General features: G+C 66.9%; 10 protein-coding genes. 6 read left to right on the top strand and 4 right to left on the bottom strand.

Translation table 11 applies throughout. From position 1 onward, the window contains the following. Window positions 1–21: 21 nt before the first annotated feature. The 3 genes from rluD to D0Y85_RS16085 are packed head-to-tail and all read left to right on the top strand — an operon-like array spanning window position 22 to window position 2,203. Window positions 22–1,011 carry a 23S rRNA pseudouridine(1911/1915/1917) synthase RluD gene (rluD, locus tag D0Y85_RS16095; protein ID WP_080278287.1) on the top strand — a complete coding sequence of 330 codons (990 nt, stop codon included), beginning with the start codon at window positions 22–24 and terminating at the stop codon, window positions 1,009–1,011. Then, window positions 1,011–1,778 (top strand): peptidoglycan editing factor PgeF, encoded by a 768-nt coding sequence (pgeF, locus tag D0Y85_RS16090; RefSeq protein WP_117311221.1) that lies wholly within the window; start codon window positions 1,011–1,013, stop codon window positions 1,776–1,778. The genes rluD and pgeF overlap by 1 nt, the downstream gene beginning before the upstream one ends. After that, entirely contained in the window at window positions 1,778–2,203 is a 426-nt protein-coding gene (locus D0Y85_RS16085; RefSeq protein ID WP_117311219.1) for a thiol-disulfide oxidoreductase DCC family protein, read from the top strand. Before pgeF ends, D0Y85_RS16085 begins: the two co-directional genes overlap by 1 nt. A gap of 74 nt (window positions 2,204–2,277) precedes the next feature. On the opposite strand, the gene otsA is transcribed toward D0Y85_RS16085, so the two are convergent. The 4 genes from otsA to D0Y85_RS16065 all read right to left on the bottom strand — a co-directional run bounded on the left by otsA (window position 2,278) and on the right by D0Y85_RS16065 (window position 8,793). Beyond that, window positions 2,278–3,642: an alpha,alpha-trehalose-phosphate synthase (UDP-forming) gene (otsA, locus tag D0Y85_RS16080; RefSeq protein WP_117311218.1), complete on the bottom strand. Its 1,365-nt coding sequence runs from the start codon at window positions 3,640–3,642 to the stop codon at window positions 2,278–2,280. Beyond that, on the bottom strand, window positions 3,639–5,420 hold the full coding sequence (locus D0Y85_RS16075) for a glycoside hydrolase family 15 protein (RefSeq protein ID WP_117311961.1): 1,782 nt from the start codon (window positions 5,418–5,420) through the stop codon (window positions 3,639–3,641). Before D0Y85_RS16075 ends, otsA begins: the two co-directional genes overlap by 4 nt. Before the next feature lie 38 nt (window positions 5,421–5,458). Then, window positions 5,459–6,217 carry a trehalose-phosphatase gene (otsB, locus tag D0Y85_RS16070; protein WP_117311960.1) on the bottom strand — a complete coding sequence of 253 codons (759 nt, stop codon included), beginning with the start codon at window positions 6,215–6,217 and terminating at the stop codon, window positions 5,459–5,461. A gap of 143 nt (window positions 6,218–6,360) precedes the next feature. Beyond that, on the bottom strand, window positions 6,361–8,793 hold the full coding sequence (locus D0Y85_RS16065; protein WP_117311215.1) for a TonB-dependent receptor: 2,433 nt from the start codon (window positions 8,791–8,793) through the stop codon (window positions 6,361–6,363). A 240-nt stretch (window positions 8,794–9,033) separates the two neighbouring features. On the opposite strand from D0Y85_RS16065, the gene D0Y85_RS16060 reads away from it, so the two are divergent. From D0Y85_RS16060 to D0Y85_RS16050, 3 genes are all read left to right on the top strand, one after another. Further along, complete coding sequence (locus D0Y85_RS16060; RefSeq protein ID WP_162887688.1) at window positions 9,034–9,510, top strand: DUF3574 domain-containing protein; 477 nt, start codon at window positions 9,034–9,036, stop codon at window positions 9,508–9,510. Window positions 9,511–9,546: 36 nt separating this feature from the next. After that, entirely contained in the window at window positions 9,547–10,407 is an 861-nt protein-coding gene (locus D0Y85_RS16055) for an SH3 domain-containing protein (RefSeq protein ID WP_117311213.1), read from the top strand. A 109-nt stretch (window positions 10,408–10,516) separates the two neighbouring features. Then, a complete protein-coding gene (locus D0Y85_RS16050) occupies window positions 10,517–12,235 on the top strand; it encodes a thiamine pyrophosphate-dependent enzyme (RefSeq protein WP_025874311.1) in 1,719 nt (572 codons plus the stop codon). Window positions 12,236–12,386 lie beyond the last annotated feature (151 nt).

The following is a 12,386-nucleotide window of genomic DNA, read 5'->3' as shown; positions in this document are numbered from 1 at the left end:
ATTTCAAAGATGCCCCCTGCCATGTCTGAACAACCCTCCGAATCGGCCCGCCAGGCCGTTGTCCCCGACACCTCCGCCGGCCGCCGTTTCGACGCGGTCGTGGCCGAGCTGTTCCCCGAATATTCCCGTTCCCGCCTGACCGAGTGGATAAAGGCCGGCGACGTCCTGCTGGACGGTGCGCAGGCACGCCCGCGCGACGCGCTGCGCGGCGGCGAGGTGGTCACCCTGCAGGTGGTGCTGGAAACCCAGACCAGCGCCGAGCCGGAAGACATCCCGCTGGACGTGCTGTTCGAGGACGAGCACCTGCTGGTGATCAACAAGCCGGTCGGCCTGGTCGTGCACCCCGGTGCCGGCAACCACAGCGGCACCCTGGTCAATGCCCTGCTGTACCGCGACCCGTCGGTGGCGGTGCTGCCGCGCGCGGGCATCGTGCATCGCCTGGACAAGGACACCAGCGGCGTGATGGTCGTGGCCCGCACGCTGGAAGCGCAGACCGCACTGGTCGAGCAGCTGGCCGCCCGTGACGTGCACCGCCAGTACCTGGCCGTGGTGATGGGGGCGCTGGTGGCCGGTGGTACCGCAGATGCGCCGATCGACCGTCACCCGCGCGACCGCCTGAAGATGGGCGTGCGCGAGGATGGCAAGGAAGCGGTGACCCATTACCGCCTGCGCGAGCGCTTCCGCGCGCATACCGCGCTGGAATGCCGCCTGGAAACCGGGCGTACCCACCAGATCCGCGTGCACATGGCGCACCTGCGCCATCCGATCGTGGGCGATCAGCTGTACGGCGGTGCGCTGAAGCTGCCCAAGGGGGCCAGCGACGAGCTGGTCGCCGCGCTGCGCGGCTTCAAGCGCCAGGCCCTGCATGCAGAGACCCTGGAGTTCGTGCATCCGATCAGTGGTGAGCCGGTGCGCAACACCGCGCCGGCGCCGGCCGACATGCTGCATCTGATGAAGGTGCTGCGCGAAGACAGCGCGGCCTTCGCCGAACGCGAGCGGGACCGCTGGTAATGACTACCGCGCTGCCGCTGCTGCAGGCTGATTGGCCGGCGCCCCCGGGCGTGCATGCACTGACCACGCGCCGGCATGGCGCGGGTATCTCGCCAGCGCCCTTCGCCCAGTTCAACCTGGGCAACCGGCACGCGGCCGACGGTGACACCCCGGCCAACGTCGAGCACAACCGGCAGCTGCTGCAGCAGGGCCTGGCACTGCCATCGGCGCCGCATTGGCTGCGCCAGGTGCACAGCAGCACCGTGCTGCGTTTCGGCGCGCCGCCGGTGGAGGGCGCCAGCGAACCGGTGGCCGATGCCGCGGTGACCTCGGTGCCCGGCGTTGTGCTGGCGATCCTCACCGCGGACTGCCTGCCGGTGGTGTTCGCCGCTGTCGATGGCAGCGAGGTGGGCGCCGCCCATGCCGGTTGGCGTGGCCTGGCCGACGGCATGCTGGAGGCCACCGTGGCCGCCATGCAGACGCCACCGGCGCAGCTGCGCGCGTGGCTGGGCCCGGCAGCGGGACCGGCCGACTACGAGATCGGCGAAGAGGTGTACCACGCCTTCGTCGGCCACGACGCGGCCGCTGCGGCGGCCTTCGTGGCGACCCGCCCCGGTCACTGGAAAGTGGATCTGTTCGCGCTGGCGCGACAGCGCCTGCAGGCCGCGGGCATGGCGCTGGGCAACATCCACGGCGGCACGATCTCGACCATGGCCGATGCGGATCTGTACTCGCACCGTCGCGACCGCCGCACCGGCCGGATGGCGACGCTGGTGTGGATGGACTGATGCGGGGGGATCGCGCTGCGGGGGCAGAACCTGGCGGCGTGATCGTCTTCGATGGCGTCTGCGCGTTGTGCAGCCGCTGGGTGCGTTTCCTGCTGCGGTTCGACCGGCAGGAACGCTTTCGCTTCGCGGCGATGCAGGGCGCGCAGGGCAGCGCGATGTTGCGCGCGCACGGCCTGGACGCGCACGACCCGACCTCGTTCCTGCTGTTGGACGGGCAGGGCGCGTGGACCGATACCGATGCAATCCTGCGCGTTCTGGGAGCACTGGGTGGTGGCTGGCGCCTGGCGGCCGTACTGCGCGTGCTGCCACGCCGCTGGCGCGATGGCGCCTACCGCGTATTGGCACGCAACCGCTATCGCTGGTTCGGGCGCCATGACGCCTGCTTCCTGCCCACCCCGGAACAAGCCGCGCGGTTCCTCGATTAGGCGCCGCCGGGCGTGGCCCGGCGCTACCCCGTGCCCGGATCAATGTAGCGCCGGGCCATGCCCGGCGTGGGCGGTCAACCTTCCAGGGCTTCGAGGTAGCTGCGGCGCCAGTGGTTGATGTCGTACGTGCGCAGGTGGTCCATCATCGCGTGCCAGCGTTCCTTGCGCCGGTGCAGCGACATCGTCGCCGCGGTGGCGATGGCATCGGCCACGCCGTCCAGATCGTGCGGATTGACCAGCAGCGCCTGCTTCATTTCATCGGCGGCGCCGGCCAGCAGGGAGAGCACCAGCACGCCGGGATCTTCCGGGTCCTGCGAGGCCACGTATTCCTTGGCTACCAGGTTCATGCCATCGCGCAGCGGGGTCACCAGGCCGACAGCGGCGGCACGGTAGAAGCCGGTCAGCGTGGCGTGGGTGAAGTTCTGGTTGACGTAGCGCAGCGGTGTCCAATCCGGCTCGGCATGGCCACCGTTGATGTGGCCGGCGATCTGCTCCAGCTGGCTGCGCAGTTGCCGGTACTCGGTGACATCGCCGCGCGAGACCGGTGCGATCTGCAGGTAGGTGAGCGAGCCACGCTGGTCGGGATGGCGCTGCAGGTAGCGTTCGAAGCCGAGGAACCGCTCGGGCAGGCCCTTGGAATAATCCAGGCGATCCACGCCGATGGCGAGCTGGCGGTCGCGCAGGCTGCTGCGCAGGTTCTTCACGGCCGACTTGCTGGCTGCGGTGCTGGCCTGGCGGGCGATCAACTCGGTGTCGATGCCGATCGGGAACGCCGCGGCACGGAAGTGACGGCCGCCGGGCGCTTCGAGCTTGCCGTTTTCCAGTACCCGGCCACCGCCGAACAGGCGCAGGTAGGTCTGGAAGCGATCAGCATCGCGCTGGGTCTGGAAGCCGACCAGATCATAGGCATACAGCGCCGAGAACAGCCGCAGATGATCGGGCATCGCCTGCAGCAGGTCGGCCGAGGGCATCGGGATGTGCAGGAAGAAGCCGATGCGGCAGCCGATGCCGCGCTCGCGCAGCATCGCGCCGAGCGGAATCAGGTGATAGTCGTGGATCCAGACGATGTCGTCTTCGCGCAGCAGCGGCGCCAGCTTGTCGGCGAACAGTGCATTGACCCTGTGGTAGGTCTCGCGGGTGCCGCGGTCGTAGTCGACCAGGTCCAGGCGGAAGTGCAGCAGTGGCCACAGCGTGCGATTGGCGAAGCCGTTGTAGTAACCGTCCACATCGCGCTTGGCCAGGTCCATGGTGACGTACTGGATGTCACCATCGCGCTGTTCGTGCAGCGCGCCACTGGCCTCGCGCACGCTCTTGCCACTCCAGCCGAACCACAATCCGCCGCGTTCCTTCAGTGCCGCCAGCAGGCCCACGGCGAGGCCACCGGCACGGTTCTCGCCCGGGACGGCAACGCGGTTGGAAACAACGACAAGACGGCTCATGAGGCCTCCTGCCAGGACCGCGACAGGCGCATCGCCGCCGTGATCAGGCCGACATGCGAGTAGGTCTGCGGGAAGTTGCCCCAGGCTTCGCCACCGTCGAACGCCAGGTCCTCCGACAACAGGCCCAGATGGTTGCGTTGCTGCAGCAGCGCCTCGAACATATCGCGCGCTTCATCCATGCGGCCGATCGCAGCGAGTGCATCGATGTACCAGAACGTGCAGATGGTGAAGCTGGTTTCCGGTTCGCCGAAATCATCCGGGGCGATATAGCGGTACAGCGCGTTGCCGTGCTTGAGGTCGCGGCCGATGGCGTCGACGGTGGCGACGAAGCGTGCGTCGTTGGCGTCGATGAAGCCGATGTCGGCCAGCAGCAGCAACGAGGCATCCAGGCGGTGGCCATCGAAGGTATCGGTGAAGTGGCCGAGCTCCTCGCTCCAGGCTTTTTCCATGATGCGTGCGTGGATGGTATCGGCGCGCTCGCGCCAGTACTGTGCACGGTCATCACGCTTCAGGCGCACGGCGATCTTGCACAGGCGATCGCACGCCGCCCAGCACATCGCGCTGGTGTAAGTATGCACTTCGGTGCGGCCGCGGAATTCCCACAGGCCGGCATCAGGCACGTCGTGCAGTGCGAACGCCTGTTCACCCAGCGGTTCGAGCCGGGCAAAGGTGTGGCTGTCACCCGGATCCTGCAGGCGACGGTCGAAGAACAGCTGGGTGGAGGCCAGCACCACGCTGCCGTATACATCGTGCTGGCGCTGTACCCAGGCCAGGTTGCCGCGCCGCACCGGGCCCATGCCGCGGTAGCCGGACAGGCTGGGCACTTCGTCCTCGTCCAGCTTGGCTTCGAAGCCGATGCCGTACAGCGGCTGCAGGGTGCCGTCGGTGGTGGCCAGGTTGAAGATGTAGCCGAGGAACTGCTCCATCGTGCGGGTGGCGCCCAGACGGTTCAACGCGCGCACCACGAAGGCGGCATCGCGCAGCCAGCAGTAGCGGTAGTCCCAGTTGCGCACGCTGCCGGGTGCTTCCGGGATCGAGGTGGTCATCGCCGCGATGATCGCGCCGCTGTCCTCGTACTGGCAGAGTTTGAGGGTGATCGCACTGCGGATCACCGCGTCCTGCCATTCCAGCGGGATGGACAGGTACCGCACCCATTCGCGCCAGTAGTCGCGGGTGCGCTGGAAGGCTTCCTGCACGTAGCCGCTGATGGAGCGGTTGAGCGATTCATCCACGCCCAGGATCAGGTGGATGGGATGGTTGAGCACGAACGGCAGGCCATCACGCACGAAGCGCACCGGCACGTCGGTAGTCAGGCGGAGCACATGCTCGGGCAGGATCCAGCGCACGTGGTTGCTGCCCCAGGTGGACTCGGGCACGCGCGCGCCCCAGTCGGCCAGTGGTCGTGCGCGGATCACGATGCGCGGGCTGCCGGACAACGGTCGCACCTGGCGAATGAGGCTGACCGGCCGGTAGAAACGGTCGTTCTGGCGCCAGCGCGGGGCGAAATCGAGGATTTCCAGCGCGCCGCCATGCGCATCGCGCAGCACGGTGCGCAGGATCGCGGTATTGGTGAGGTATTCCTGTTCGCTGCCGGCGAAGTCCTCCAGCTCGATGGCGAAGTCGCCGCCGGTCTGCTGGGTGGGGCTGAGCAGGGCACAGAAGGTCGGGTCGCCGTCGAAGGTCGGTAGGCAACTCCAGACAACACGGGCGTGCTTGTCGATAAGGGCGCCGAAGCTGCCGTTGCCGACCACGCCCAGATCAAGATCGGGTTGGGTCATCACGCGGTACATCTCGGTTGCGGCCGTGGGGGCCGGGGTCAATACGCATTCTCACGCAGCCAGGCGTGCACGCTGCGTATGTCGGGCAGCGCGAACACCGCTGCACTGGGTTCACGTTCGCCGATGAGCACGCTCCAGCCATGCAGGCCATTGGCCGCATCGAAGCCGAATTCATCGGTCAGGTCATCGCCGAGGAACACCGGCAGACGCCCACGGAACGGCAGGTACTGCATCAGCCGACGTACGGCTCGGCCTTTGTTGGTAGCCACCGGGACGAATTCGATGACATGGTCGCCCGGCTGCAGGCGATAGCTGGCACGGCCGCGAACATGGCGGTCGGCGAAGGCGCGCACATCGTTGGCTGCATGCGGCGCGCCACGCCAGTGCAGGGCCAGGCCTACGCCCTTGTTCTCGACCAGTACGCCGGGGTGGCCATGGGCGAAACGCATGGCTTGTTGATGAAGCGCATGCAGCCAGTCGGCGGTGTCGTCAGCATGCTCATCGCGTATCACGTGCCCGTCCTGCGCACGCAGTTCGTGGCCATGCAGGCCCGCAGCGGGAAGCTTGAGCGGCGCGAACAACTGGTCCAGCTGTTCAAGCGGGCGACCACTGACCAGTGCCACGGCACCTTCCAGCCGATCGCTGATGCGGCCGATGGCTTCACGCACATCGGGGAGAAGCTGCACGGCGTCGGGGCGTGCAGCGAATTCGATCAAGGTGCCATCCACATCGAGGAACAACGCGCAGGCGTCGTCCAGCAATGGAGGTGGCGGACGCAGGGGGAGCGGTTCAGCCATGGCGACCACCATGCCAGCGGCGGCGTGTACGCGGGGTCGAGGTCAGGCTACGGCTGGTGCGGACCAACGGTCCGCACCCACCCACAGTGATCCATCGCGTCCCGGTGGGTGCCGACCGTTGGTCGGCACGTTGTTCGCAGCAATCAGAACGTGTAGCGCACGCGACCGTAGTAGTACGCACCGTTGCTGCCGATCGGCGACAGCACGTCGTAGGGCAGGTTGCCGAAGTAGTGGATGTCCTCGTTGGAGCGATCCGGGTAGTTGTCGGTCAGGTTCTGCCCACCGATGGCCACGCTCCACTGCGGGGTGATGCGGTATTCCACTTCCGCATCCAGCTGCCACTCGGCCTGGTAGGTCTGGCGCGGAATGTAGCCATCACCGAAGTTGAATACGCGGGTGGCGCTGCCGTAGCGGTTCACCCGGCTGCTCAGCGACCAGCGGTCGTTGCTCCAAGCGGCTGAGAAACTGCCACGGGTACGCGGGGTGGCGTCGGTCAGCGTATTGGTCTCTTCGATGCCGAACAGCACGTAGTCCGGGTCCAGCGCCTGCAGCTGCGCGGGCGTGGCCAGCACGTTCTTCAGCGTGGTCTTGGTGTAGGCGTAGGTGCCGGTCAACAGCAGCTGGCCATCGCCCAGCGACTGCCGCCAGTTGCTCACCAGCTCGGCGCCGCGGGTGCGCGTGTCGGCGGCGTTGACGAAGAAGCTGGCGCTCTGCAGGCCGCCGACGCCGTAGTTGGTGGCCACGTAATCGGTCAGCGCATCGCCGGTGATGCTCTCGGACAGCGCGATGCGGTCGTCGATGTCGATCTGGAAGAAGTCCAGCGACAGGTCGAAGTGCTCGCCGATGCGGCTGGTGAAGCCGAGCGAGGTGTTCAGCGACTTCTCCAGCTTCAGGTCCTGCGCACCCAGGCCACGGGCGATGGGGTTGTTGACCGAGAGCAGGCGGCCCTGCACCAGCTGGCCGCCGGCGTTGTAACCGGTGGAGGTGGATTCGTAGCCGATCTGCGCCAGTGACGGTGCGCGGAAATTGTTGGAGATCGCGCCGCGCAGGGCGAATGCCGGGGTGAACTCGTAGCGCAGTCCGAGCTTGCCGGTCAGTTCGCCGCCGAAGTCATCGCTGTGCTCGTAGCGCGCGGCCAGGTCGGTGGAGAATTTTTCGCCGAACTGGCTGGACAGGCTGGCGTAGGCACTGGCCACATCGCGTGACAGGGTCGCCGCATCCTGCGGAGTCAGGCCACCGCCTGCCTGCGAGCCGGTCGGGCGATCGGTGTAAGGGCCGGCGGCGTAGCTGGCCGGGTCGCCTGGACGGGTCTGGTAGCGCTCGTGGCGGGCTTCGGCGCCCAGGCCCAGGGTGTGGCTGATGCTGTCGCTCTGCGAGAACACGCGGCTCAGGTCGACGTTGCCCACAGTCTGCGCGTACTCGTAGTCCGCGGTCTTGAAGCGGGTCGGGCTGGTCGGGCCCAGCGAGGCATTCAGCGAATCGCGCAGACGATAGGTGAAGTCGTTCTGGCCATAATCCAGGCTGCCGTCATAACTCCATTCACCCCACTGCCCACGGATACCGGCGACCGCCTGCACGTCGCGGTTCTCGCCTTCGGAGATCGGCCGGTAGCCATTGGGGTAGACCTCCTTCCAGTTGGCATCGCCATCGGGATAGCGGAAGTAGTTCGCGCCTTCGGTATCACGCTGGTTGAAGGTACCGAACGCATAGAACGTCGCGGTCCTGCCCACCGGAATCTCGGTGTTCAGCCACAGATTGATGTCCTTGCTGGCGCCATCGCCGAGCACGTAGTTGCGCTTGCCCTGCAGGGCAAGATTGGCCTCGGTCTGGTCCCACGGCGGAATCTGGTCGAAGCCGGCGCGGTTGGTGCCGTTGCGCTTCTTGTATTCCAGGCCGACGCGCAGGAAGCCGCCGTCTTCGCCCAGCGAGGTGCCGACCTTGGCACTGAGATTGCCCGTCTGGCCATCGGTGAGGGTGCGGCCGATCGGCTTGAGGTCGGTGTGGTTGGCACCGTAGCTGGCTTCGATCTCGCCGCCGTCGCCGCCGTTGTCGAGGATCACGTTGATCACGCCGGCCACGGCATCGGAGCCATACAGCGCACCGGCGCCATCGCGCAGTACTTCGATGCGCTTGATGGCGCTGACCGGGATTGCGTTGAAGTCGACCGGGGTGGTGCCCTTGCCGATCTTGCTGTCGGTGTTGACCAGCGCGGTGTGGTGGCGGCGCTTGCCGTTGACCAGCACCAGCACCTGGTCCGGCGACAGCCCGCGCAGCTGCGCGGCGCGCACGTGGTCGGCGCCGCCGGAGTTGGACTGGCGCGGGAAGTTGAACGAGGGCAGCAGGGCCTGCAGGGCGCTGCCCAGCTCGCCATTGACCACGCCGGCCTTGCGGATGTCCTCGGCGGTCAGCACGTCCACCGGCGAGGTGGATTCAAGCACGGTGCGGTCGGCGGCGCGGGTGCCGGTGACGATCACCGTGTCCAGGTTGGTGGCGGCGTCCTGGGCCGAAGCCAGGGCGGGGGACAGGGCGAGCGCGATGGCGAGGCCGAGCGGCGACGCGGACAGGCGGGGGGACATGCGGACTCCAGCAGCAACGACGTGGGGAAGGGGCAGGCAGATAGTTTCACTTACATCCATCCGGATGAAGCGATATATTATCTTGGCGTGAGGAGGCGGTGCGATGCAAGTCCCGGCTCCCATCGCATCACTTCATGCCCTGCCGGCATGAGGGCATTGGTTGCAGCCGCAACCGAGGCGCAGGTGTACCCTCCGTGCCCCTTCGTCGTGCTTTTCCCCCTTCCCGGAGTGCTGTTCCCGATGAAACACCTTGGCCTTGTCTTCGCCGTGCTGCTGGCCACCAGTGGCTGTGCCAGCCTGTCCTCCAAGGCGCCCAGCGCCTATGCCACCACCGCCGACCTGCAGGGCGACGCCGCGCGTCCGTCCAGCGGCCACGGCTGGGTGCGCAGCGAGCTTTATTTCGGCGTGGGCGAAGAGCAGGGCGCCGGTGACCGCCCGCAGGCCGACACCATCAGCGATGCGCAGTGGCGCGCGTTCCTGGACAAGGAAGTGACGCCGCGCTTCCCGGACGGCCTGACCGTGTTCGATGCCTACGGCCAGTGGCTGTTCCGTGGCGATGCCGCCCCGAACCGCCTGCGCACCAAGGTGCTGGTGGTGCTGCACGAGGACAGCCCGCAGCGCCGCGCCGACATCGAAGCGATCCGTCTGGCATGGAAGCAGCAGACCAGGCACCAGTCGGTACTGTGGTCGCGGCAGGCAGTTGACGTATCGTTCTGACCTGGACGCGCCACTGTGGCGCTGCAGGGAATGACGATGACACCCAGGGATGTGCTGATGACCGTGATGCTGGCCGGTCTGTTGGCGCCGGCGGCACAGGCGCAGGACGAGGACCGGGGCCCGCTGCGGTTTTCGCCGGCAGCGGGCGTGCAGGCGGCAGTAGAGGTACAGGAGGACGGCATGCTGGCCGTGCTCCTGCAGCCGGCAGGGAAGCGGCAGCGCCTGCCTGGCGCGCCGGACGCCGAGGGACATTCGCGCCTGGGCGCAGAGGATCTCGATTTCGACGGGCGTCCCGAGCTGGTTGCGCGCGCGGCGGTGGGCATGGTCAATGAGGCCGTTGCGGTCTATCGCTTCGACGTGGGCAGCGGTGAGTTCCGCGCACTGAAGGCGGTGACCCATGGACACGACCAGTGCGGTGACCTGATGGGCCTTACCGCCGACGCCGCCACGCGCACGCTGACCGCCAGTTGCCGCAGTGGGCCGATGTGGTACACCGACGTGTATCGCTTCAACGGACCACAGCTCTATCTGTACCGAGGTGAGAGCGTGTTGATGTTGGGCGATACGCTGAACCGTGCGCTGCAGTGGGAAGCGACCGAGAACCAGGGGCCACTGGCGGTGTGGCGCACCTACGATCCCTCCGGCAAGGTGCTGGAAAGCGCCATCGGTGACGGGCTCGGCGCACCAGCAAGCGGTGCGCCGCTGGTGGGACTGATGGCGAGCGTGCTGCCTGCGCGCCTGTTCCTGTTCGATCATCCCGGTGCGTCCAGCACGCAGCGCTACCTGGTGCAGGGTGATCAGGTGGAAATGCTCGATGAGCAGGATGGTTGGCTGCAGGTGCGCTACCGCAACCCGAAGCGCGGCGCGGTGACGGGGTGGATCAACGTCAACGATTGACGGCAGCCCTGCCCGGAGTTTGCACGACAAGGCGATCGGCCTCTTGCCCACGGGAGCATCACTTCATCGGGACTAGCCTCGGGGTTCCCCCTTGCAAGGCTGTAGTCCCATGAGCAAGCGCGTTGCCGAGATCGTCGTCGATACCCTGCAGCAGGCGGGCGTCCGCCGTTGTTATGGCATCGTCGGCGACACCCTGAACCATGTCACCGACGCACTGCATCGCAGTGAGATCGAGTGGGTGCATGTCCGCCATGAAGAGGTCGCGGCGTTCGCGGCCGGTGCCGATTCATTGATCAGTGGCCAGCTGACCGCCTGCGCGGGTTCGTGCGGTCCTGGCGGTCTGCACTTCATTAACGGCATCTTCGAGAGCAACCGCAACCGCGCGCCGATGGTGCTTATCGCCAGCCAGGTGGTCACCAGCGAACTGGGCATGGAGTTCCCGCAGGAAGTGGATTTCAAGGCGGTGTACGGCAGCTGCACCGTATTCTGCGAGCAGGTGCACAGCCCGGCCCAGGCACGGCGCGTGGTGGCGCTGGCCTGCCAGGCGGCGATCAGCCGCCGCGGTGTGGCGGTGGTGATCCTGCCGGCCGACATCAGCGAAGCGGAAGTGAAGCACGATGTGCCGTTCTCGGTGCATTACACCCAGCCGGTGCTGCGCCCCTCCGAGGCCGAGCTGCAGCACATCGCCGAACTGCTGGGGCAGGGCAAGCGTATCGGCATCTATGCCGGCGCCGGCTGCCAAGGGGCACATGCGCAGCTGCTGGAACTGGCGCGGCGCCTGCAGGCACCGGTGGCGCACACATCGCGTGCGAAGGACTTCGTCGAACCAGACAACCCGTACAACATGGGCATGACCGGAGTCTTCGGCATCGAATCCGGGTTCCACACGTTGATGGAGTGCGACACGCTGCTGCTGCTCGGCGCGGATTTCGCCTGGGGCCAGTTCTATCCGGACAAGGCTACGATCATCCAGGTCGACCGCGATGGAAGCCACCTCGGTCGACGCCATCCGGTGAACCTGGGCGTGGTCGGTGATATCGCACCGACGCTGGACGCGCTGCTGCCGATGCTGCCTCCGCGCGAAGACAGCAGTTTCCTCGACGAATGCATCGAGCACCGCGACAAGGCGCTGAAGAAGCGCGAGCAGGAGGAGCAGCCGGGTGAGGGCGAGCTGATCCATCCGCAGCACCTGACCGCGCTGCTGTCGAAGTACGCTACCGACGATGCGCTGTTCACCGCGGATGGTGGCTCGCCGATGGTGTGGGTGCTGCGGCACATCCGGGTGAACGGCCGTCGCCGCACGCTCACCAGCCTGCTGCACGGGACGATGGCCAACGCGATGCCGCAGGCGCTGGGGCTGCAGAAGGCCTTCCCGGGGCGGCAGGTGATTTCGTTGTCCGGCGATGGCGGGTTAGCGATGTTGCTGGGCGACCTGCTGACCGCGGTGCAGGAGAATCTTCCGATCAAGGTGGTGGTGTTCAACAACGGCTCGCTGAATTTCGTCGAGCTGGAGCAGAAGGTGGAGGGGCTGCTGGACAACTACACCGACCTGAAGAATCCGGATTTCGGCCGGTTGGCCGAGGTGATCGGTTTCCACGGCCGCACGGTCACCCGCAGCGAGGACCTGGAAGAAGCGGTGCAGGATTTCCTGGCCCAGCGTGGGCCGGCGCTGCTGGATGTACACACCAGTCGCGCGGAGCTGGTGATGCCGCCGCAGATCGAGGCCAAGCAGGTGGCGGGCACGGCGTTGTATGCGGCCAAGGCAGTGCTGAGTGGTCGCATCGACGACGTGAAGCATCTGCTGGTGGACAACTTCCTGAAGAAGTGAGGGTTGGGTTTTGATGCAGGGCTGCGCCCTGCACCCGCCGAATCAACGTCAACGACAAAAGCGGGGTATCGGTGGGATGGCGGGGTGGGTCCGGTTGCGGGGGACGCTGCAAGTACGTCCCTGTAAGCTCGGTCGCCGCATCCATGCGGCT

Origin of the sequence: Stenotrophomonas sp. G4 (assembly GCF_003428825.1) — a bacterium.
Classification (GTDB): domain Bacteria; phylum Pseudomonadota; class Gammaproteobacteria; order Xanthomonadales; family Xanthomonadaceae; genus Stenotrophomonas; species Stenotrophomonas indicatrix.
This window is presented reverse-complemented; position numbering and strand designations above follow the sequence as displayed.

What these genes read in the sequence shown, in the direction of transcription:
- rluD (WP_080278287.1), top strand. Translation starts at nt 22, where the DNA reads ATGTCTGAACAACCCTCCGAATCGGCCCGCCAGGCCGTTGTCCCCGAC.
- pgeF (WP_117311221.1), top strand. Translation starts at nt 1,011, where the DNA reads ATGACTACCGCGCTGCCGCTGCTGCAGGCTGATTGGCCGGCGCCCCCG.
- D0Y85_RS16085 (WP_117311219.1), top strand. Translation starts at nt 1,778, where the DNA reads ATGCGGGGGGATCGCGCTGCGGGGGCAGAACCTGGCGGCGTGATCGTC.
- otsA (WP_117311218.1), bottom strand. Translation starts at nt 3,642, where the DNA reads ATGAGCCGTCTTGTCGTTGTTTCCAACCGCGTTGCCGTCCCGGGCGAG.
- D0Y85_RS16075 (WP_117311961.1), bottom strand. Translation starts at nt 5,420, where the DNA reads ATGACCCAACCCGATCTTGATCTGGGCGTGGTCGGCAACGGCAGCTTC.
- otsB (WP_117311960.1), bottom strand. Translation starts at nt 6,217, where the DNA reads ATGGCTGAACCGCTCCCCCTGCGTCCGCCACCTCCATTGCTGGACGAC.
- D0Y85_RS16065 (WP_117311215.1), bottom strand. Translation starts at nt 8,793, where the DNA reads ATGTCCCCCCGCCTGTCCGCGTCGCCGCTCGGCCTCGCCATCGCGCTC.
- D0Y85_RS16060 (WP_162887688.1), top strand. Translation starts at nt 9,034, where the DNA reads ATGAAACACCTTGGCCTTGTCTTCGCCGTGCTGCTGGCCACCAGTGGC.
- D0Y85_RS16055 (WP_117311213.1), top strand. Translation starts at nt 9,547, where the DNA reads ATGACACCCAGGGATGTGCTGATGACCGTGATGCTGGCCGGTCTGTTG.
- D0Y85_RS16050 (WP_025874311.1), top strand. Translation starts at nt 10,517, where the DNA reads ATGAGCAAGCGCGTTGCCGAGATCGTCGTCGATACCCTGCAGCAGGCG.